At 46.5% G+C, this 22,388-nt stretch carries 17 protein-coding genes and 1 tRNA gene; 12 read left to right on the top strand and 6 right to left on the bottom strand.

The window, feature by feature from the left end:
* Positions 1 to 56 precede the first annotated feature (56 nt).
* A complete protein-coding gene (locus GA520_RS18555; RefSeq protein ID WP_163338736.1) occupies positions 57 to 938 on the top strand; it encodes a dienelactone hydrolase family protein in 882 nt (293 codons plus the stop codon).
* A gap of 142 nt (positions 939 to 1,080) precedes the next feature.
* Here the strand turns inward: GA520_RS18555 and larA are convergent, their stop codons facing one another.
* Both larA and GA520_RS18545 read right to left on the bottom strand, forming a co-directional pair.
* Positions 1,081 to 2,340: a nickel-dependent lactate racemase gene (gene larA / locus GA520_RS18550; protein WP_163338735.1), complete on the bottom strand. Its 1,260-nt coding sequence runs from the start codon at positions 2,338 to 2,340 to the stop codon at positions 1,081 to 1,083.
* 98 nt (positions 2,341 to 2,438) lie between these two features.
* Entirely contained in the window at positions 2,439 to 3,491 is a 1,053-nt protein-coding gene (locus tag GA520_RS18545; protein ID WP_163338734.1) for a cyclic nucleotide-binding domain-containing protein, read from the bottom strand.
* Positions 3,492 to 3,928: 437 nt separating this feature from the next.
* On the opposite strand from GA520_RS18545, the gene GA520_RS18540 reads away from it, so the two are divergent.
* The 6 genes from GA520_RS18540 to GA520_RS18515 all read left to right on the top strand — a co-directional run bounded on the left by GA520_RS18540 (position 3,929) and on the right by GA520_RS18515 (position 10,227).
* A complete protein-coding gene (locus GA520_RS18540) occupies positions 3,929 to 4,723 on the top strand; it encodes an acyl-CoA dehydratase activase (protein WP_163338733.1) in 795 nt (264 codons plus the stop codon).
* An 11-nt stretch (positions 4,724 to 4,734) separates the two neighbouring features.
* On the top strand, positions 4,735 to 5,907 hold the full coding sequence (locus GA520_RS18535) for a double-cubane-cluster-containing anaerobic reductase (protein WP_163338732.1): 1,173 nt from the start codon (positions 4,735 to 4,737) through the stop codon (positions 5,905 to 5,907).
* A gap of 436 nt (positions 5,908 to 6,343) precedes the next feature.
* A complete protein-coding gene (locus GA520_RS18530) occupies positions 6,344 to 7,321 on the top strand; it encodes a hypothetical protein (protein ID WP_163338731.1) in 978 nt (325 codons plus the stop codon).
* On the top strand, positions 7,318 to 8,061 hold the full coding sequence (locus tag GA520_RS18525; RefSeq protein WP_163338730.1) for a DUF3047 domain-containing protein: 744 nt from the start codon (positions 7,318 to 7,320) through the stop codon (positions 8,059 to 8,061). The genes GA520_RS18530 and GA520_RS18525 overlap by 4 nt, the downstream gene beginning before the upstream one ends.
* Positions 8,062 to 8,272: 211 nt before the next feature.
* Positions 8,273 to 9,445 (top strand): MFS transporter, encoded by a 1,173-nt coding sequence (locus GA520_RS18520; RefSeq protein ID WP_205749300.1) that lies wholly within the window; start codon positions 8,273 to 8,275, stop codon positions 9,443 to 9,445.
* A gap of 197 nt (positions 9,446 to 9,642) precedes the next feature.
* Complete coding sequence (locus tag GA520_RS18515; RefSeq protein WP_163338728.1) at positions 9,643 to 10,227, top strand: lysophospholipid acyltransferase family protein; 585 nt, start codon at positions 9,643 to 9,645, stop codon at positions 10,225 to 10,227.
* A gap of 37 nt (positions 10,228 to 10,264) precedes the next feature.
* Here GA520_RS18515 and GA520_RS18510 read toward each other — a convergent pair whose 3' ends face one another.
* Positions 10,265 to 12,805, bottom strand: a complete 2,541-nt coding sequence (locus GA520_RS18510; RefSeq protein WP_163338727.1) for an acyltransferase family protein — start codon at positions 12,803 to 12,805, stop codon at positions 10,265 to 10,267.
* A 591-nt stretch (positions 12,806 to 13,396) separates the two neighbouring features.
* On the opposite strand from GA520_RS18510, the gene GA520_RS18505 reads away from it, so the two are divergent.
* Positions 13,397 to 15,064, top strand: a complete 1,668-nt coding sequence (locus GA520_RS18505; protein WP_240910174.1) for a diguanylate cyclase — start codon at positions 13,397 to 13,399, stop codon at positions 15,062 to 15,064.
* On the opposite strand, the gene GA520_RS18500 is transcribed toward GA520_RS18505, so the two are convergent.
* Positions 15,050 to 15,739, bottom strand: a complete 690-nt coding sequence (locus GA520_RS18500) for an SH3 domain-containing protein (protein WP_163338725.1) — start codon at positions 15,737 to 15,739, stop codon at positions 15,050 to 15,052. The genes GA520_RS18505 and GA520_RS18500 overlap by 15 nt on opposite strands.
* 447 nt (positions 15,740 to 16,186) lie before the next feature.
* Here GA520_RS18500 and GA520_RS18495 point away from each other — a divergent pair, with 447 nt between their 5' ends.
* The gene (locus GA520_RS18495; RefSeq protein WP_205749299.1) at positions 16,187 to 18,034 is read left to right on the top strand and encodes an SLC13 family permease; all 1,848 of its coding nucleotides are present in this window, start codon (positions 16,187 to 16,189) and stop codon (positions 18,032 to 18,034) included.
* Between the two features lie 167 nt (positions 18,035 to 18,201).
* Positions 18,202 to 19,002: a 1-acyl-sn-glycerol-3-phosphate acyltransferase gene (locus tag GA520_RS18490; protein ID WP_163338724.1), complete on the top strand. Its 801-nt coding sequence runs from the start codon at positions 18,202 to 18,204 to the stop codon at positions 19,000 to 19,002.
* A gap of 66 nt (positions 19,003 to 19,068) precedes the next feature.
* On the opposite strand, the gene GA520_RS18485 is transcribed toward GA520_RS18490, so the two are convergent.
* Positions 19,069 to 19,356 carry a hypothetical protein gene (locus tag GA520_RS18485; protein ID WP_163338722.1) on the bottom strand — a complete coding sequence of 96 codons (288 nt, stop codon included), beginning with the start codon at positions 19,354 to 19,356 and terminating at the stop codon, positions 19,069 to 19,071.
* Positions 19,357 to 19,581: 225 nt separating this feature from the next.
* Here GA520_RS18485 and GA520_RS18480 point away from each other — a divergent pair.
* Both GA520_RS18480 and GA520_RS18475 read left to right on the top strand, forming a co-directional pair.
* Positions 19,582 to 19,679: transfer RNA gene (locus GA520_RS18480), tRNA-Sec, on the top strand.
* Between the two features lie 218 nt (positions 19,680 to 19,897).
* Positions 19,898 to 20,872, top strand: coding sequence for a site-specific integrase (locus GA520_RS18475; RefSeq protein ID WP_163338723.1), 975 nt, complete (start codon positions 19,898 to 19,900; stop codon positions 20,870 to 20,872).
* On the opposite strand, the gene GA520_RS18470 is transcribed toward GA520_RS18475, so the two are convergent.
* The gene (locus GA520_RS18470) at positions 20,847 to 22,328 is read right to left on the bottom strand and encodes an IS5 family transposase (protein WP_370362722.1); all 1,482 of its coding nucleotides are present in this window, start codon (positions 22,326 to 22,328) and stop codon (positions 20,847 to 20,849) included. The genes GA520_RS18475 and GA520_RS18470 overlap by 26 nt on opposite strands.
* Between the last annotated feature and the right edge of the window lie 60 nt (positions 22,329 to 22,388).

The raw sequence follows: 22,388 nt of genomic DNA, 5'->3' as shown, positions 1-22,388 counted from the left end.
AATTGAGTACAATGTCACCCTACTTAAAAATATCTGCGAAACCAAGGTGAAGAGTTATGACGAATGACTATATTGATTCTCAAGTGTACGATCTTTATGATGAATACTGTCATACACCAATGACACGTCGGGAGTTTCTTAACAAAGCATCAGCACTTGCCGTGGCAAGTGGTTCGGCCCTGGTTATGGCGGAGGCATTGCTGCCACGTTACGCTATGGCCCAGACGATTTCGTTTACGGATGAGCGTATAATTCCGAAATATATAGAATACGATTCTCCTGGCGGCACATCAGGAACGATGCGCGGTTATCTGGTACGGCCCGCAGGGGGAGGTCCGTTTCCAGCGATTCTGGTGATACATGAAAACAGAGGTCTGAATCCCTATATCGAAGACGTTGCTCGCCGTTTTGCCGTTGAAGGTTTTGTGGCGCTGGCACCGGATGGCTTGTCACCGATCGGGGGATACCCCGGAAATGATGACGATGGCAAGGTAATGCAGAAATCTCTGGATCAGGATAAGCTGTTTACCGACCTCCTGAATGGGGCTGGCTTTCTCAAGTCGCATGAGCTGTCCAATGGTCGCTTGGGTGCAACCGGCTTTTGTTATGGCGGTGGTGTCGTTAATAAGCTTGCGGTGGTCATGGGCCCTGAACTCAATGCCGGGGTTCCCTTTTACGGCCGATCACCTGCAATGGTTGAGGTTGCCAAAATTGAGGCACCATTGATGATTCAGTATGCCGAGGATGATCCACGTGTTAACGCAACCCGGCAGGAGTACCAGCAGGCCCTGGAGGAGCATGGCAAAGATTTTGTCATGCACACCTACCCGGGTACTCGTCATGGTTTTCATAACAATTCCACTCCGCGCTACAACGAGGTCCAAGCCCAAATAGCCTGGGAGCGGACGATCGCCTTTTTAAGGAAGCATTTGTCATGAGCCAGTAACTCTAGGTATCTCAAACGGTTGGCGCATTTCAAGTCAACCGTTTTTTGTCCGCAGCCATTCCCTTCAAGTATAAGCAAAGATCGGATACGAATTTTCCTTGCAGCTTTGATGCTTGAAGGCTCCAGGGCTAAGACTATTCTTTTATCTTGCCGACCACGTAGGGGCCTTCCGGAATAACAATAACCTTGCTGTGCGATTTCAGCAGTAGATCAACGGTCTGCTGGCAATCGGTCACTTTGATGCCGCCAAACCGGCTTACATCGTCATCGCTTAATCCCGGGGAGTAGACATAGATTTTCCCGGCATGCTCCAGGGCCTGATAAATGTTCTGGGCGCACCACTGGTCTATGACAAAATTTTCCGGGTTACTATGGTGGGCATTGAAATCCTCCGGGGTGGGATTTGAACGCATAATGGTGCAGAACTCCTCGTTGCCAAGCCCTTCCTCACAGCCGCAGAGCACAAAAATTGTTCCATCCTCGGTGAGGATATCCCGTGCACTGGTTAAGCATTTTGATACCTGGTAGAAGGATGCATCCAAAGGGTAGCCGCCAGCCGAGGTGATGATGAGATCGGCTTTTTCTTCCAGCTGTGTCACCGCATGCTCCACAACCATGTCGCAACCGGCCCTGTGTGCCTTGTCGTAATGACCACCGAAAATCCCGGCCAGTTCCCGCTGCTTATTGATCACCACATTCAGAATAAAGTCGACTCCTGCTTTTTCGGTCACCTCCATGGCATAGTCATGGAAGATATTGTTTTCCAGTCTGCAGTTAGCCTGCTGAAGTTGATCTATGACTTGGTAGGAATGCATGAATTTCATGGTCTCAAAGCTGGAGATACCGGGCAGAATCGACTTTCTGGAACCTGAGAAACCGGCATAGAAATGGGGTTCTATGAGACCGGTGAGGATCTTTAAATCCGCGTCAAGATAGTGGGTATTTACCTCAATGGGTACGCCGTCAATTCGGGCAATCTCACGCATCTCCTCACTTTTTTGGCAATAGTGGTTGATGATACGATAATTGCCCATGATTTCTCTGCCGACCATAGATTCCAGTTCTTCACCGAGATTGGGCCGATGCATGCCGGTTGCAATCAGGATCGTGATACTCTCCCGGTCAATACCATTTTCTTCAAGAGTGGCCAAAATAGGCGGCAGAATGACCTTATTGGGGACCGGCCTGGTTATATCTGAAATCACGATGCAGCAACTCGTTCGGCCTTTGGCTAATTCTGCAAGGGGTGGTGTCCCTATGGGATGGGTCAGGGCATTGTGCACCTCCTTCTCAGGATCTGTGATGCTTCCGGACTCGTGGGTTGAGATAGTGCGAACAGTATCTGGCAGGTTCAGGGCGATATTTTCTTTGCCGCAGTTCAATGCAACTTTCATGGTGCCTCCAGGAAGTAGGATGAGTCATGGAATGTGCTCCTACTCATTATAGCAAATTTGGAAGAAATCAGAAGGACATCACGGGAGCCAGGAAGGGATCACATTCGATGATCTGGCCCCTCATCAATTGGAGGTGAGTTTGCCAGTTCTTTAGGAATCCCTCTTGTATAACGAAAATGGCCGTTTTTTGTCTCTAACAGCGCTTTTATAGCGTCTTTTTGGCGATATTTTGCATAACGGGCATAGATGATGTTACCTTCTTCAAAATAGGTTACAGCTTTTCCTTCCGGAAGCGAAAAATGAACAGCACCGGTTTTTCGTGCCAATTCGATCATATGAAAAAGCTTGCCTGTACTTATTTCGTTCAATTTGCCAGTCATGCCAGAAGTAATATTGCCGGACCTTAAGGCAACTTTTTGCGACCTCTCCATGAGTAACTTTAAAAGGAAAAATTGCAATATGTGGTAACTTGTTAAAATGTCGCGAAAATTCTTTACGCTAAGGGTGGCGACATGGGTTTCTTCAATTGTATGTATAGAACTTGACACCGGCTCCCCGGAGAGAAGGCTCATTTCGCCGAATATCTCTCCAGCCTTGAGCTCTGCCACTTTTGAACGATTATCATTTATGACAGCTACCGTCCCTTTTAAAATGATATACAGATTATTGCCTGGTGCTCCTTTCTTCACCACTCTCTTATCTTTGGGAATCGTCTTGAACTCAAGTAAAAATGTCAGGTCTATCAGAGAACTGTCGTTAAGTGGTTTGAAAATATCCAGTTTCCGGAGCTCCAGGAAATGTTGTTTGATATGTTTACTGTTTCGCCGCTTTTTTTCCTCTTTGAGCACCTTCATTTGTAATGTGCTAAAATCTCTCTCTCTTTTATATTCAAAGTAGATGAGTCCTTCTTCACAGCCACCGCAGTTAAATTGTTTATTTTGCCCGCCTGCTGTTGCTGAAGTTGCACTGATATTTTTCTTTATCGTTACTATATCGGCTATTCTGGCAGTAAGGTGGAGGCAGCTGGCTTTATAATGTGATGTCACCAGGCTGAAATTCTGAACTTTCAGCTCATCACCTACCTCGTAAATGGGGCAGGAACGCGCTTCCGTGACGATAAAAGTAGCATCACGATATGTATCTTCTTTCATTTTCACATTTTCCCTGAATGCATTCTCGTTCTCAATTTAACATGTCGATTATATAATATATTTGACAGAATGTACATCCAGATGTGTTTGTGTGCTGTTGCAAAGACAAGGAGAGGATCTTTTCCATATAATTTAAAGCACCTATTGTTTAGGTTTTTTCAAGAATGAAAAAGCCTTTTCAGAGGAAGCTTAGTTTTCCTGAAACCTACAACTTCTCATGTCTGCTCTGCCTGTGGCATGCAATCTTCATCATAATCTATCAACTTCGTGGTTCCGCTTGAGATTTAATGATGTGATAAACCGATTTGGTGAATCGTATTTATCGATATTTAATATTTGACTTTACCCATATTCGCCTACTATAGATTGTTTTCAAATAAGGCTTACTGATAATTTTTTATGTCTTTTCGATACCTTTAACGTCGCAGATTCATGACATGACTTCCGGTAACAAAAAATACTTTGCAGGTATTGATGCAGGTTCCCGCACTACCAAAGTGGTGCTGCTTAACGGCGAGTCCTCCTTCATCAGCGCGATCAGGCCAACCGGCATAAATGTAGGGAAGACTGCAGAGACGGTATTGGCAGAAGCACTTTCAACTGCCTCTGCACAAACCCACGATATCCTGGGAATGGTAGGTACTGGTTACGGACGCGTATCGCTGTCCTTTGCCGATACGACAGTTACAGAACTCTCCTGTCACGCCTTAGGTGCGAATTATACCAACCCGAATATCCGAATGGTGATCGATGTCGGCGGCCAGGATAGTAAAGTGATTCATCTCGATGAGAACGGGAACATGGTTGATTTCATTATGAACGATAAATGCGCCGCCGGGACCGGGAAATTTCTGGAAATGGTGGCGCGCACTCTGGAGATGGATCTGGCTAACCTGTCGGACATTCACTTCAAGGGTGTTCACCCCTGCAGTATTAACTCGATGTGCGTGGTTTTTGTCGAGTCGGAACTCATTTCACTGATTGCTCGTGGTGAATCCCCGGCAGATATCGTTTCCGGGGTGAATCGTGCCTTTGCAAACCGTATCGGTAACATGGCCAGACGAATCGGGCTGAAAGACCAATGTGTGCTCACCGGCGGGGTCGCAAAAAACAGGGGACTCAGAGATGCGCTAGCTGATTACCTGGGAACCCCCTTGCCTCCCCTGGATATCGATCCTCAACTCAGCGGGGCTCTCGGGGCAGCCGTTCTGGCACAACGATCCTCTCAATAAATGGTGCTTACATGGTACTTGCAGTAACTGAAACTATACAGGACGTCCATAACGACTTCGCCCTTTCCTTAGAGATGGCAAAGGAGGACGGCAGGAAGGTGGTCGGTTGTCTCTGTTCCTACTCACCGACAGAACTCATCCTGGCTGCAGGTGCAATTCCGGTAGGACTTTGCGGCTCGACACAGGAACCTATTACTAAAGCAGAAGAGGTTCTGAGCCCGGATCAGTGTCCGAAGGTCAAGGCAACCTACGGCAGGGCAATTTCGGGTACCTGTCCAATTTTTCCGCTTGCTGACTGCGTTATCGCAGAGACTACCTGTGATGGGCGAAAGAAGATGTACGAGTTACTTGAGCGGGAGGTGCCAATGTATGTCATGGACCTGCCGCAAAAGCCAGAAACCCCTGCTGCTCTGGATCATTGGGTCGAAGAGGTCCGTCAGGCTAAATCGTTTCTCGAACAGCAGCTTGGTGTAACCATCACTCATGACCACCTCCGAGAAGCGATAGTAAAGGGCAACAAGCGACGCAAACTGATTACCGATCTTTACTACTGCAGGGTGCATCATCCCGGGCCGATCAATGGATTTGAGTTCATAAATACCATGTCCAAACTTCAGTATTACACAGATTTTGATCACCATATCGAGACGCTCGAGAGATTTCATGCAGAGCTACACAACCTTGTCGAGAAAAAGGAATACGCGCATTCTGCTGACCAGCCACGTATTTTGTGGACTGGGCTCGGCAATAGTCTTGGCTGTTCCAAGGTGTTGGAAATTGTAGAAGAGTGTGGTGGGGTTGTTGTCTGCCAGGAAGGGTGCGGCGGAGTAACCCGGTCAGAAGATCAGATTCACTTGCATGGAAATGAAGACCCTCTCGTCGCCATTGCCAAACGCTATCTCAGGGTTACCTGTGCCTGCATGACGCCCAATAACCAACGCTTTGAGGATCTTGAACGTTTAACCGGGGAATTTCAAATCGACGGGGTAATCGATCTGGCCTGGCAATTCTGTCAGCCGTTTGAAATTGAATCATACCGGGTCAGGGAGCTGGTAAAAGATAAACTTGGGCTTCCTTTTCTGCATGTTGTAACCGACTACTCGCACTCCGATACAGAGCAGCTTCGCATTCGCATTGAAGGATTTATGGAACAGATAGCCACCAGGAAGAGATATGCATTATAGATGCATGTAATATGTAATATCCAGAAAGTATTCAATGGCAGGAAAGACACCGAAGAGAGTTTCGATCAGTACTTTGGAAAAAGGAACAACAATAGCTGAAAACGATAAATAATAACAGTAGCATGCAGAGGGAGTTGACATCATTGTGACGGATCGGGAGTTGGAGTTGCTGGTGACTGCTCAACAGTAGTAAGATGTTTTACAGGTACGCGATGAAGGGTTGAGGTCTTGAGAATCATCTCATCTTTGTGAGCTGCGCTCTGAAAATAGCCGATATACTCCCGCCTCCCTTTATGGCAGGTTGGAGGATATCGGCTATTCTATTTTTATACCGGGAATCTCACCTGCTGCTAAATGATTGCCTCAGGATAAGATTCAGAGTATCGCTATACTCTATATGAGCTTTGTGAATTCTGGAGATTACGAGGAGAGAACAGTGCCAAAAATTACAAACGGTTCGTTATTTTTTCTTATTCTGCTTATAGGTTATCTGGCCGGTTGCTCCCCGCTTCCCGGAGGTCATGCACTTAAGGAAACGGTACAACTGGAGCAGCACCCTGATGACCCTGTGACCGGAAAGATCCTGCCTGTTTTTACGACGCTGGAGAGTGGGAAAACGTATAACCGTATCGGGACTGTTGAAGCTCTCGACAAAGACGGGCGTGTTACTGTTCGGGTAAATGGGGCCCGGCCCACTGTTTATGAAGCTTCTGCAAAGTTTACGACGGCAAAGGGAGAGTATACAAACTCCATCTACCGTGTCCATTTCGAGAAAACCCCTTTTAGTCTGTTTCCATTTTATCTTACTGCGGGCAGGCATCCCGGGCTGCTTGTAGTTCTGACCAGGGATCAGGATGATCACCTTGTCCTGTTGACGACGGTTCATACCTGTGGCTGCTACGTTGCAATACTCCCCACAGGCTGGTTGTCTGGGGAGGCCTACCCTGAAGAGTGGCCTGAATCGCAAATCGATATTTATGGTGAGACCCTGCCTGCACGTTTGCCAGCGGTTGTGCCGGGACAGTCAATAGAACTTGTTATTCGCCCGGGTACCCACCGAATTATGGGGATCAATGTTATAACCGGGAAAGAGGAGAGTGAACACAATTTCGCTACGGCGGAGATTAGAAGCCAGGAAAGCTTGCGCAATCTGCAGACGGAACAGGGGAATGAAACAAGCTTTTACTATAGTGGTTGGCCGTTGACAGGGCACGTTAGAGGTGCGTTCAAATGGTGGGAGCTTTTATTGCTATCATTACCGAGCATGGATCTCTTTGTCGGCATGGATAAGGATTTTGGAAGTACGGAACTGACAGGTAATCCATTTTATACCAGTCTGCAGCCGTGGTACAGATCACGTTCCGATATGAATAAATTTTCAACTTTTCTGCAGTTTCATGGGTGGAAATTATGAGCTGGCCTCGAAATGGTTTAAGGTATATGTTCTTGGCCTGCTATGGCATGCTCGTGGTCTTTTGTTCTCATTCGAAGATATTTGCCGACTCCGGTCTTCTCGATGAGTCGTTCAGGAGTCTGGAGCAATGGGAGCCGTTTACCTTTCATGGCATTGATGACCATTCTTCCTATCGCATTGTTGAGGAAGAAAAGACAACTTGTCTTGAAATGCGGACAGCAGGAGGGGCATCCGCCCTGATCCTGAAAACACGATTTGATGTCTACAATGCCCCGATTCTGAGTTGGCGCTGGAAAGTAGATAATATTTATGCTCATGGGAACTACCTGGAAAAACAAGGTGATGATTATCCGGCTCGTCTCTATGTTATATTCGCCTACGACCCGGAAAAGGCGAGCTGGTCCAGAAAACTCAAATACACCGCGGGAAAGGTTATTTACGGAGAATATCCGCCGGACAGTACCTTGAACTATATTTGGGCAAATCGTCCAGATGCACCAGATGTGATCACAAATGTGTATGTGGATCGGGCGAAAATGATCCCGGTAGACAGGGGGGCAAGGTACCTGAACCAGTGGCGCAACTACGAGGTCGATATCGTTGCCGACTATGAGAAGGCGTTTGGGGCAAAGCCGCCACGCATGGCAACTCTCGGAGTCATGATCGATGGCGACAACACTGGGGAGGTGGCACGTTCCTGTATTGATTTCATTCGGCTATCCGGCAGCGAGGTGCGCTGATACACGGCTGTAATTGTAGTGAGGTGGTGAAGGGTATTGGGATATTTTTCCATGATGTTATATGACGTATATTTTTTGATCAATCGCTTCAGTATGATCGTTATGAACACTCTTCATCATAGGATTGTCCCTTAGGCTGGTAGCTACATAAATAATGATTCAGGCTTACATTTCATTTCTCAGGCGTTGCTGGCCATTGCTGGTTTTTGGCATGATGACAGTTTTCTGGGGAAATTTCGGGCAGTCTTTTTTTATCAGTTGGTATGGTGCCAGTTTTCAGGAAGATCTTGGACTCTCTGCCACCGGCTATGGTTCCGCGTATTCAATTGCAACCCTGGCCAGCGGTCTTCTTTTGATGTGGATTGGGGCAACAATCGATAAAGTCTCGCTTCGGTTGTTTGTCACCTTCAGTGCCACGGGATTATTCATTGCGGCCTTGTGCTTGTGGAAGGTAAATACCTTAGGCGGGCTCATTGTAAGTCTGTTTTTGCTCAGGTTCTTTGGTCAGGGATTGCTACCCCATACAGCTGTTACATGCATGACCAGGGAGTTTGCAATCCACAGGGGAAAAGCGGTCAGCATAGCTACCAGCGGTGTTCCACTGGGTGAGATCCTTCTTCCCTCCCTTGCGGTGGTGTTGATTACCTTATTTGGTTGGCAAAACAGTTGGTTCCTTGTCGGGTTGTCCGTTCCTTTTCTCTATTTACCATTGGCCCACTGGCTGCTAAGCAGAAACGAACAGGAGAAATACGCGGAAGCAAACATCGGTTCAAATGTTAAGAAGCGAAAAAAGCTACCTTCACAGGGCTCGCGCAGAACCTTGCTTAAGGATTACAGGTTTTGGTTTGTGTTACCGGCAATTCTGGCGGCACCATTTATAATCACAGGTCTTTTCATTCACCAGGGCTTTTTTCTCCCGCACATGGGGTGGTCGCCAATGCTTTTTGCAAACTGTTTTGTGTTATATGGAAGTGCCCATTGGTTATCATCCATGTATGCCGGAGTACTGGTAGATCGCTTCAGTGGTATTCAATTGTTGAAATTCTTTCCTTTGCCGATGTTGGCGGGTTTGTGGATTCCCGTCGTGAGAACCGGTGACTGGGTTGCTTATGCCCTTATGATGCTGCTTGGCACATCTATAGGTGCCAGCAGTCCAATTATCAGCGCCCTGTGGGTCGAAGTGTACGGCACGAAACACCTTGGCGCAATCAGGGCCCTGATTTCTTCTCTGGCAGTAATCAGTACTTCAGCCTCGCCAATATTGTTCGGTTATTTAATTGATAGGGGAATCGCAGTTCAGGCGTTTTTTTTGTGGCTTGGGGTGTACGTGCTTGTTGCTGCTTTACTGACTTTGTTCTCATTTTCTGCCAGGCAGGTTTTGTAGAAAGGGACACTATTTCTCTTCCCCTTCGGGATAACAGTTTAACGACATGAGTTCATTTTATCGTTTTCACGCTGCAATTATAATGATACTTTCACCCACAGTCAGGTAAATGATACCTGGTGCTTGGAGGGAACGGCAATTCTCCAGGGTCGTCTATAAACTATTGAGCCGGTTTCTTTTTACTCCAGGTACGTTTCGTGAAACTAACGATGTACAACACCCCGTTATTTCCAACGATTATAAAACCGCTGTGCAAAATCATTCTCAAGATCAGGGGGTGGGAACTGCAAGGGCACCCACCGCTTGCCCCGAAATATGTTTTAATTGCTGTGCCCCATACAAGTAATTGGGATTTTCCTCTCTCGTTAGCGATGGCGTTTGTTTATGGCTTTGATATGCACTGGATGGGCAAAGATTCGCTATTTAAAGGGTGGCGTGGACCCATTATGAGGTGGATGGGTGGTATCCCCATCGTACGATCATCATCGAATAATGTTGTGGGTCAAACCATCGAAGCGTTTAATGCCAGTGAGCGCTTGGTTATCGCCGTACCACCAGAGGGGACACGGTCCAGGGTCGATAAGTGGAAGACCGGATTTTATTATATTGCCCTTGGTGCGAAAGTACCTATTGCCCTGGCATTTCTGGACTACGAAAGAAAAACCGGCGGTTTCCTGTCAAGCTTTGAGCCCACTGGTGATGTTGATAATGACATTGCCCGGATTCGTACTTGTTATAGCGGAATTGCGGGGAAACATTCCAGGCAATGTAATGTGGGCTAACCCGAATTTGTGGTTGCCGGAGTACCTGAGAGTTGTGTCAGAAGGTCTTCAGTTCTTTTGTGAACGAGGGGACCAGCAATTCCGCACCATAGGAGTTGAGATGGTTATTGTCATGGTATTTAAGGGCGCCGCCTTCCCCAAATATTGAAGATACATATTTTTCCGGTTTAAAATAATATACTGATGGATTTTCGATAGTTGTTTGTTCAAACATGGTTCTTCCAAGCCGCAGTATCTCATCGCTGAACTCGTCGTTGACGTCACATCCAGGTTTGAGTTTAAGGATATAGGTGAGAAGTGTCTGATTTCTTTTGATGCATATATCCGGTTTTTCGCGCAGAACAGGAACCTGTCCCAAAAGGACGATTTTCTTCCCGGCCTGTTTCAACCGTTCTATGGTGTAGTTAAACGAATGCCTGAAGTATTCCTCGCGGGAGAAGGGCACCTGAGCTTCCAACACTGCCCTGAAAAGCATAGATGGATGGTTCAGATAATATTCATACCTCATCGCAAGAAAGACATACTCAATCTGGTCGTCGTTTTCTATGGTAGCCAGAGTCTCTTCGTTATGGTCGAAGCAAACGGTGTAGTTGGTGTAGGCAATATCAAGAAGGGCGGAGATCTCGTCCTGATTTATTGCTACTGGCGGACATGCCGGTTTATAAATAAGTTTAAGTGTCAGATCTTTTTCATTTGTCCACCGACTTACCGAGTCTCCATAATTCCTAACATGGGAATCCCCCCAGAGAACAACCTGGGCAGCTCCGTTACTGTTGAGAGCATGCAGATCTGTTTTGGCCATCGCTTCGCGCCAGTATTCCGGCGATTCATGTTCAATGAAACGCCAACTGGATGTGGATGAAAACTGTCCGCGAAAAGATATCGTTATCGAGAAACAGATCAAGGCGAGGCCATATGAGACCACCGCCATATGCATTTGTCCTCGATGTGTGCAGGAGAAGGCTGCAAAAAGAAAACAGCCAATTGCCATTACGGCAAGGAGTAATGATTCGGTTTCATAAAAGTGCGGAAACTTGGCAAACAGCAAAAAATAAGGGTCAGTTGAATGGCTCTGTATCTGTAGTTTACCGTTTACCAGGCTGAATTCAAGATTATCAGAAGCTCCGACCGTTGACTGTGCAATCCATGATACATCAGAGAATGTTTTGGTTCTGGCGAGCAGACCGCTTGTTACCTGAATCTGGAGGATTTCAATAACGCCTTCATGCCGCAATGGGTCGATTCTAATTGAGTCGATGCTGTATATTGGCGGCAGTTCAAAAATAAAATGATAAACATCATCCGTGTCGATAAAGTCTACATAATCAAGGTCGAGGGATCGTTCCTCCTCAAACCCTTGTCTGTCTGTTCTCCAATAAATGGTGACATCTTCACTCTCAAAATTAGAGGGGCTTTCGATTCCACGGATTTTAATTGCCAATAAGGTCGACTTCTCATTTTTTTCAAACAGGTATGAAAAAACAAGACAAGCAAGCATGGCCAGGGCGACTGTGCATGTAAGTAACTGCAGCTTTGGTTTCGGTGCGTTTTGGTGTGGTTCATCACTCTTTCGTCGAAACGGTTGTTCAACAAAATAATACGAAACAGTTGCAAGAAGGCACGTTACAGCGGCGATAACACTACCGGAGATTATATCTATCTCTTTTCCTGTCGAGATCTTGTAGCTGATGATAAGGGGCCAGTGCCAAAGATAGACTGAGTATGAAATTTTCCCGATAAAAACGCAAATCCTGTTCGCGAGGAAAGGGGCAACAATAGTTTTCTGTCGGCCACCGGTATAGATCAGAAGAGCTGCCCCAAGCACTGGTAATAGGCCATTCCGGCCGGGAAAGGGCATATACTGATTGAGTTTGGTAAATCCCAGAATGATGAATACAAAACCTGTCGATGCGAGTATGGAGTTGAGCCATTTCATCTGCAGGGAGCCAGTGGGCAAAAAGGTCAGAATGCCACCGATACCCAGCTCCCAGGCCCTTGAATGAAGGAGGTAAAACGCCTGTTGAGGGGATTCCCTGCAGAAGTAATCGCTCAGTAAAAAAGAACTCAGGATGACACCTGAAATTACATACCAGTACTTCTTTTTAAACAGATGGAAACCAGTGAAAAGAAGCAGAGGCCAGAAAAGGTAAAACTGCTCCTCCACGCCAAGTGACCAAGTGTGTAAAAGAAGTGAAAGCTCATTGCCGGGGGCAAAGTAATCGAGCTCTTTTGAGAAGGTAAAGTTGGAGATTTGTAATGATGCAAACCGAAATTCTTCCATGAAGCGTGAGTACGCATTTGGTTCCAGGGCGATAAGGGCGAAAATGAATGTGGCAAAAAGCACGGTAAAAAGTGCCGGGAAGATTCTTCGGATCCTGCGGGAATAAAACCGGGCCAGAGAAAACCTGTTCTGTTCAATATCTGACCTGAGCAGCCGGGTGATGAGAAAACCGGAAATGACAAAGAAAATATCAACGCCCGTAAAGCCACCGGGCAGTAATTGCGGACTGAGGTGGTAGAGCAGCACACTCACCACAGCAAAACATCGAAGTCCATCAATATCTCGACGATAATCCATAATTTAAGAATGAGAAACGATAATTGCAGGAATGATTGCCGACAGGAACATCCCGGTTAGCTCACCGTATTAGTTCGATCTGGAATGTATAGGGTAACAGGTAACAATTTCAGTCAATATATTGAAAACTGGTCAAACTACAAGGGTTTATTTATGGGATTCTCCAGGAGCGTGTCGGAGAAAACCCTTTTGACCCATCTCTTCGTTATGTGCAGGAATTGTATGCTTGCAATATCAATTATATGGCTGTGATGAATTTTCTGCAATTGCCTCGATTTGTGCCAAAATGGCAATTCTCCGACACGTTCCTGGCGGTATTGCTTTTAGAGGTAACTGGCAGCTCTTGTTGGTGCAGCGACTATCAGATTCCACCGAAACGACATACCACTTTTTTTCAAGGGAATTGCTGAGTTTTTTCGCAGGAACTGAAATGTTTTTTATAATCATCTAATTGTGGTAGAATCTCAGGTATCTGGTTTGGCCGTAGGAGTTGTTTTTTCATTTTAAATCTCATCAATAAGTCCACTTTCTGCTATGCGGGTAGAAGAACACAGTTCAGGTCTGTTGAGCATACGAAACAGGATCCTTGTTTTGTCTATCCTTGTTGCTGTGGTTCCTTCTTTTTCAGTGGGAGTGCTGCTTCATAATATGCTGCAGTCTACCCTTGAGGAGAAGGTTGAACAGAAATTTATGGATTCGGCCAACATAATTGAAAGGGAAATCTCGCTTTGGCTGAAAGAGAGGGTGTATGACCTGAATGTCTTTTCCAATTCTTCCATTTTAGCCGGCGTTGTCCCTGCTTCCCAGAACAATGATGGAGCTGCTGGTGTGACGGGTTCGGTTCCTGGTGGCGAAATCGAAACAGTTGAGACATATCTTACCACGCTCAAGAACCAGTTTGATGATTACCTGAGCATTTTCGTTCTTTCCAGAACCGGTTCGGTTATTGCCGCCTCTCAAACGGGAGATGCCGATCGCTCCTTTTCTTTTCCGGATGATGCTGTAGTCCAGATTTCTGACAGACAGTGGTTTAAGGGTGGTGTTCTCCTTCATTCCGGGGATGCGCCTTCTCTATTGATAGGCATTCCCCTGTTTATGGACCAACTTTATGAATATGAAAGCCTTCTTGCAATTGAGGTCTCACTTGCCGGCCTGAAGCCGTTGCTCGAACCGGAAAGGTTGGGGGCGAAGAGTGGAGATCGTCTTTATGAATCTCTTGTTGAGTTGGAGGGTGGTCGCCAATTCCTGTTTAGTAATGATGGTGCGGATATTCTCGGTGGCATACAGCTTCTACTTGGTGACTTGAATATGGATGAAGGTGACAGGCCGGTGTTGCAGGAGTTGTCGAATGGTCAAAACATGCGATTAATGGGATTACTTGTTCCGTTTCAGGAGTTGGAGTGGGGACTCCTGATCGCCGAGGATTACGAGGAAGTCTTTGCCAGCGCGATCGAGTCACGAAATCGGAATATCATCATAGTGTGTTCGCTGGGGTTGGTCATGGGGCTTGCTGCATATCTATTGACGAGGCAGATTATGGTCCCGCTCACGGCCTTGATTCAAGGTTCACGAAAGGTTGCCGGTGGTGATCTGGATGTGCAGCTATCTGTTCGGCGAAACGATGAGATCGGTTTTGCCACAAGGGTATTTAATGAGATGGTAGAGAAACTCAAGGAAAGTCAGACCGCACTGGAGCAGCTCGCTACCACCGATGCACTTACAGGACTCGATAATCGTAAGCAGATTATGCAGAAACTGCAGGATCACTTTGATTACTACCAACGTTACAAGACCGGCTTTTCTGTCCTGATGTTAGATGTGGATCATTTTAAATCCGTGAACGACACCTGTGGTCATCAGGCGGGTGATGAAGTATTAAGACAGATTGCCCTGATATTTCAAGATAATTTACGTAATGTTGATGCCGCCGGCCGATATGGTGGAGAGGAATTTCTGGTGATTCTGGCAGAATCTGCCGAGGAGGAATCGCTTCATGCTGCTGAACGTATAAGAAAAGCAGTTGCCAATCACATTTTCTGTCATGAAGACACGGTAATCCGCTTGCATGTGTCCATTGGGGTGAGCAGAATTATGGAACAGGACGAAGATGAGAATGCTGTGGTGAAGCGATCTGATCGAGCACTCTATAGGGCAAAGAAGGGCGGGCGTAATCAAGTTGTTTATCTTGTCGCAGAGGAAGATGCGCCTGTTGGCAGGTCAGAAAATGTTGTGGCTTTGCAGACATCAGTAAAGAAGTGAGATGTGCATCCATCCCGTTTGAACCGGCTCCCCGACTTGAACTTTGACCCAATTATTGTTGAAACCAATCGCAGATACAGATCTTCCGGTTTGAAGGACTGCAATAATCTCGGCCTGCGTGGACGGTTTGTTTCTGAGGTTGCCATTTTTCAACAGTTCCATTTGTAAAGGGGTTGAAAAGGAGACTTCCTCGTTGTTCTGGCTGATATTACCCTTATTTTTTTCCCGTTCTATTCCTTTAACCTGTTCCATGGCTTTTCGGCAGAGATAGGAGGCTCCCTCGAAATTTTCCTTTTCTACCTCGGCCTTACTTTCCAGGAGATACTGTTTTGCTTTTTTTGCGAGAATCTCCTGTCTACGGTTTTTGGGCTGATTATCTAAGGCGCCAATAACGGCTGTGGCTTCTGCAATAAGGGTGACGGCTTCGAGCTTACTTCCTCTGTTGGCCAGTTTAGCCTTGCTTTGAACCAGTTCTGCAACGAGGCGTTCATTTGTCTGCAGACAGCTGTCTGTCTCCTGGTAGCGGGCGAGCAGTGCTTTTTGCAGCTTTGTAGATATTTGCTTCTGATTGTAGAGTTGGTCAGCGAGTATCTTGTTTTCCTTTTCGAGTGTACTTATTTTTTCATTTTTATTTTCAATTACCCGAAGGTCCAGCTCCGGCGGTTCAGTGGCCATTCCAGAGTCTTGTTGTTGCTTGCCTGCTATACATCCGGAAAGAAGAAAAACCAACATTACGGCGGATAAAAGTGATGGATGAAATCGGTATTGCATAAGATCGCTTTATGGAGATACGTTTGAAACCATTTATCAGGTCAGGGTTACCAATTCTTAATGTACCTTTTTTCTACAGTTTGGGGAATCGCGATTACCACATAATTGCATGCTGTATCAACTCTTTTTCCTGTGAATTATACCAATAGTTCCTTACAATGGGCAGATATTCGCTTTTGTCTACCGATATATTTGGTTCGATACCTGAATATCTGTGTTTTTTGTTAGAGAAAATACGATATTGTGTTTTAAAATGTGATGAAATGCTTATCCAGTGTTTGTGGCAGTATGAAAATGCTCGGTTGTGAGAGCACATAACTCTTTAAATCTCAGCAACGTACAGGGTGACAAATGGAATCCGTTGTGCTGACCAATGAGATGATCATTGTTTTTGTATTATTGGGAATTGCCATAACACTTTTTGTCTTTGACTTATTGCGGGTTGACCTTGTTGGTTTATTGATGATGGTGCTTCTGCCACTCGCTGGCGTGGTCAGCCCTGAGGAAGCTGTCGCCGGGTTAAGTTCCAACGCCGTGGTGTCTATTATTGCAGTGATGATTATCGGTGCAGGGCTGAACAAAACGGGGGTAATGCACGTTGTTGCTGCCCAGATAATTAAAGTGGCCGGGCAGAGCGAGAAGCGTGTGATGCTGGTTGTTTCGGCAACGGTGGCGGTGATATCGAGCTTTATGCAGAATATCGGGGCTGCAGCGTTGTTTCTACCGGCAACGATGCGAATTAGCCGCCGGTTAAACATTTCCGCAGCCAGGATCCTCATGCCTATGGGCTTTTGTGCCATAACAGGCGGATGCCTCACCCTGGTCGGATCGAGTCCTCTTATTATGCTGAACGATCTTATGGCAGGATGGTGGAATAATAACGAGGCTATTGTTGGAGGGCAGCCGTTTGAACCGCTGAGACTGTTTTCGGTTTCTGTTATAGGTGTGTTCTTGTTACTGGGTGTGCTTCTATATTTTATGCTTTGGGGCAATAAGCTTTTGCCGGCAAACATCTGTGAACTCGATGACCAGAATATGGACAAGCGACTGCATGATATCTACGGCAGCGTGGTCGGTCACGGGTATGAGCTGGAGGTCTCCTATGGTTTTCAGGCTCAGACTCTTGCTGAGCTGGAACTGCGGCCTCGCTATAAAATCACCGTTGTAGGTATTGCAAAGAGCAAGGGGTTGATAAAAAACCTGGCACCTACTGCCGATTCAGTTATTGAGTCGGGGGATGTGCTGTGGATCATATGTTCTGAAGATAAAATTGACAAACTTGCCAAGGATCATAACTGGCGCGTCAAGCAACAGCACCAGGTGTTTGCTGAGGAAAATTCCCCTGACGAATCAGGTGTTGTGGAAGGAGTTGTAATTCCACACTCAAACCTGAGCGGGCACTCTATGGAGGAACTACAGTTTCGGGCCTTGTACCGGGTTAATCCGCTGGCGATTGTTCGGGGTGATGAAATTATCCTGGAGAATATTAATGTTACCCGCTTGAAACAGGGTGATACTATTCTACTGCAAGGGAAGTGGGAGCAGTTTGAGCTGCTTCAACAGAAGATGGACATCGCGTTTATTGAAGAGATTCGCGGTGAACACCTGAAGCCGGAGCGAACGAGATGTGCGGTCTTTTTTTTGCTGCTGCCGATGGTGCTGATCATGGCATTTAACGTAAAACTCTCGATTGCCTTATTAACAGGGGCACTCGGTATGATACTGACTCGAATTATCCCGGCAGACAGGGCCTATGAAGCGGTTGACTGGCGCACCGTATTCCTGCTTTCTGGGCTTATACCGCTTGGGACTGCTTTTGAGAAAACGGGTGCGGCTGCATTCATTGCCGATAATGTGCTTCGGGCGGTGGGCGAACCCTCGTTTATTGTTCTCATGACTGTTATATCAGTGTTAACCGCATTTTTCTCCTTGGTGGCGTCCAACGTCGGTGCGACAGTGCTAATGATTCCCCTGGCAATGAATATGGCAGCCAGTGTTGGTTTCAATCCGATTGCAGCAGCGATTGTTGTGGCTGTTTCCGCCTCGAATACATTCATCTTGCCCACTCATCAGGTCAATGCTCTCATTATGCGTCCTGGAGGGTACAGGACAAAGGATTATATGAAGGCAGGAGCGGGGGTAACGGTTATGTATACTGCGATTCTTGTCCTCTGCATTACCTTGTTTTTCGGGAAGTAGAGTTGCAAGGAGCTCCAACCGGTTTCTGTTTGCAATTATGCTTGCAGGGTATATGGCAGTCATGCTAGTGTCTTACGCTATTGGTTTACAGGGGCTACAGGAATTTTCTGAGGCAGGTGCTCAGCGCATCTTCTGCCGGGATGTTTTTTTTCGTGGGTGCAGGGATAATGAACGAACTACAATTTCATAATGGTCTTTATGTAACGAAAGAGAGACCTATCTCCTTTTTGGCAAAGTTCATGCCATCATTTCATTTCTGGGTCAGGTTGGTGGGAGTTGTCATGCGGAGCGGATCGTTGGCTCGGAAGGGCAAGTACGATGAGGCAGCCTGGCAATCAAGCAGTCGTGAAATTTACAATTTTGTTGAAGATGTGGGTGGGCGAATTCAAATTTCCGGGATAGAGAATCTTGAGAATCTGGATGGTCCGTGTGTCATTGTGGCCAATCATATGAGTTTTCTGGAGACCGTCCTTTTGCCGGGTATGGTTTTGCGATCGCATGAGATGACTTTCGTGATTAAAGAAAGTCTGTTGAGGTATCCAATATTTAAGGATGTCATACAGGTTTGCAGTCCTATTGCTGTAACGCGGACCAACCCTCGTCAGGATCTGAAAAAAGTTCTTAATGAAGGAACCAGGCGGCTTAAGGAAGGGGTTTCGGTAGCGGTTTTCCCGCAATCAACCCGTTCTCATATCTTCAATCCAGAGCAGATGAGCTCAATAGGGGTGAAGCTTGCCAAAAAAGCGGATGTCCCCATAATCCCTCTTGCCTTGAAGACAGATGCTTTGAAAAACGGAACAATTATTAAGGATATCGGCAGGTTCGATACGAGCATTCCTGTCCATTTTTCATTCGGCAAACCATTTCGTGTGGAAGGAAAAGGGAATGAAGAACAGAAGAGAGTCACTGATTATATCAGTGAAAGCATCGCTGAATGGACTCGTGAGCTGGAAGTTGCGGTTAAATAACTGCAACAAACTTCTGTCGTATCTATGAAATTGTATGGAAATGGCAGGAGTGACCCTGCCATTTTATCATTTTTCGCTATCTACGAGGTCCGGCTCTTCAGAGAAGTCGTCATCATCATCGTAGATGTCTTCTTCTTCACTCTTCTCTGTTTCGTCGTTTTCTTCATCTTCCTCGACAGCGATTGCCGCTTCCGCCTGCTCATTCTGCAATCGGACCGCCTTGGGGATTTTAGATTCAGGTAGAATCATTTCCCTTATTTTGGCGATTTCATCTTGGAGGTCCGGATCTTTTTGGCAGACATCGCATTCGTCGGCATGATTTTCCATGAAAGCAATCATACGAGCCGGGGCCATGGTTTCTTCCCTGACATGGACATACCAGGATTTTGCCAGCTTTATTAAACGTTCACACTGCATACGTGGTTTTATGTGATTGTTGTATTGTAGATTTTTAGAGTGAGTCTGTTTTGTTCAATACATAATGTCATATTACGAAACAGAATAAAACAGCATAATATAATAATATCTTGTTTTCCAGGTCAATAGATATTATTATTCTGCCTCGTTTCTTTAGAGAAAGGAAGTGGACAGGGCACTGGTGGCCCTCCCGGACTTCAAATCCGGTGTAGGGGGTTAATAGCCTCCTAGGTGGGTTCGATTCCCATGCACTTCCGCCATAAGGGTTTCCGGCCGACAGGCCCATATATACAGGGCGTTACAGCCCGAACCACTTTCCCCTAAAGCAACAAAAGACCACAATCGAATGTGTCTTTTGTTGCTTTTTTTTTGCCTAATGTTACTTTTGAGTGTGTACTAAAGTGTGTATCATTGTGTATTAAAAGACACGGTATTGTGTACTGTCTTTTTCACTTAAAAAATCAATAGCACTCTGAAAATGGCAACATACAGGACGATAAAAAGGAAAAAGGGTACAGTTCACCAGGCAATCATCCGCAGGAAGGGCCTCAAGCCTCTCACAAAGACCTTTGATACCAAAGGTCAGGCCAAGCACTGGGCAGCCGAACAGGAAGGCCTGATATACATGAAGAAGTACAAGGATCCCCGACTTGCCCAGATGGTCACCCTGGAGGAGGCCTTGAAAAAATACGCCTCATACACCCCGGTCACAAAAAAGAAGGCAGCCTCAACCCTGGATCGAGAGATATACAGTCGGAGGCACCTGGAACGAATCATTGGAAAAGACACCCCTCTTTCTGACATCGAGAGTAGCACGGTGGCAGCCTATCAAAGCGATAGGTTAGATGAAGGCGGTAGCGCATCATCTATCCGACAAGAGGTTGCCATGCTATCAAAAATGTTTCGGGTAGCAAAAACAGATTGGGGCCTGCCGGTAGACAACCCAACCGCCGGAATCGAGAGAGTCTCCCCTGCAGCTGGCAGGGAACGGTTCATGACCGAGCGGGAGGCAGTCTTGATCCTTGAAGAATCGAAAAAATCAATAAATGACAGGTTCTATCCTTATTTGGTTGTTTTGATGCACACAGGCATGAGATCCGGGGAGGCTGCCCGCCTGACTGCCGATAAGGTAGATTTGAAAAATCAGACAATCCGTATAGAGATAACCAAGACCGGAAAGCCAAGAACCGTTGCCTTGACTGATAGGGCAAAAGAGGCCTTGGAGAGTATAGACCCTCTTGAAGACGGTTATTATTTTTTAAAACCGAATCATCGCCAGGCCAAGAGTATTATGTTGCGTCCTGGGTGTATTTTTCGGGAATGCTGGAAGCAACTCTGGAGAAGATTGGATTCTCAAGCGGATGACCTAAACAATCCCCTGGGTAAAATACCTTACGTAGAGCCTCCTCAGAAAAACACCGTCCATATTACGCGGCAACGAGCCCGGCAGTGATCCGCATGGAGAAATTGCCGAAAGCAACAGCTAAAACCTTGGTACAGAGTCTGAAAAGTAGAGCCAACAACGATAGCGCAAGATTTTTACTCAACTTCTTGAGCAGAACCATGAGGTTCATCACCAAGAAGATACAGTTGATCCATGCTTCTGAGGTCTTTTGCAGCTTGGCTCGGATATAGTTGAGTCGGTAGCCGTTTTTACCTTGCCCGAACTTACCTTCAATCGGGATTCGTTCCCGACTGTCCTGGATTCGCTGTTGCTTCATTTTTCGAATCTTTTCTGTATTCTCTGCCGATTGCTTTGGGGGACGGCCAAGTGCTTTACCGCCAAAGCGAATTCCTTTTTCCTTGAGGTACTTTCGGTTATCTCGCGAGCCATATAACTGATCAGCCAGAACAACCTCTGGGTAATGACCAAACCGCTGTCGATAATCCTCCACCTGCTTTTTCAAATCCTTACTCTCATTGAACGCATCCCAACCGATATGGTCAACAAACGCCAGGCCGTCTTTCATACTGACACTGATCTTGGCGCCGAATTCAGTTTTCTTGCTTGCCTTGCCGCGCACTATCGGACGAACATGGGGTTGAGATATGGATACGATTCTGTCATCACACCTGTTTTGCCGGTTTCTGTACATTCCGTCCTGCTGCGAATACAAATGCTGAATGATCCAGTATTGCCGTTGCAGGCCATGCGGTAAGGGAAAAGGAGCGCTTCCCAAAGAGTCAAGCAGGGACGATATGTGCTTTAAGTTTCGCCTCAGGTACTGCAATTGCTCACGCAGCGCGCGACGGCGAACCTTCACGCTTGGCTTTTTGTTTTTGGCAATCTTCAGATACTGTTTTCTCGCTTTACGGCGATAGGTCCTCGGCTTCTTAGTGTAGTCACTCAGAGCATACAGTTCATCGATCAGCTTCTCGGAAATCTCGCGAGCCTCATTGAGTAAGCTCAGATCGGTCGGGTAACGAATCGCCTGCTCCGCAACTGTGGCATCGAGAAGCAGTTTCCCTCGATTTTCCTCTTTCGCTTTTCCTGTACGACGGGGCTTACCTATCTTTTCGAGGATAACTTGTTCAAATCCGGCAAACACTTCAGACCCCATCCGTTTTCGGATATCTACAAACAAGCTGGCCGCAAACGGTGGCTTATCCACATAACTGCTGAAGCCTACAAAGTACTGGAGGTACGGGTTTTCCTGGATCTGCATAACCGTCTCCTCGTCACTCAGAGTCAGCTTATGTTTGATGATCATTGCCCCTATCACCAGTCGCGCATCTTTACCAGGTCGCCCCTTTCCCGGATTCATAGTCTTGTAATAGCATGTAGCCAGGTCATCCCATGGGATAACTTCGCTCCATTTCACCCACCGGTTTTGCGGATTCAGCGAACCACCAAAGGGGAGGCTGAATCCATCCAAACTGAGTTGCTTACTGCTCGTATATCGAATCATGTGCAAGCCTTTTGAGGTATATGTCGTTGAACTTCTACATATTATACCAGATACAAGGAA

Origin of the sequence: Desulfopila sp. IMCC35008, assembly GCF_010646885.2 — a bacterium.
In the GTDB taxonomy this organism is placed as follows: Bacteria; Desulfobacterota; Desulfobulbia; order Desulfobulbales; family Desulfocapsaceae; genus Desulfopila.
This window is presented reverse-complemented; position numbering and strand designations above follow the sequence as displayed.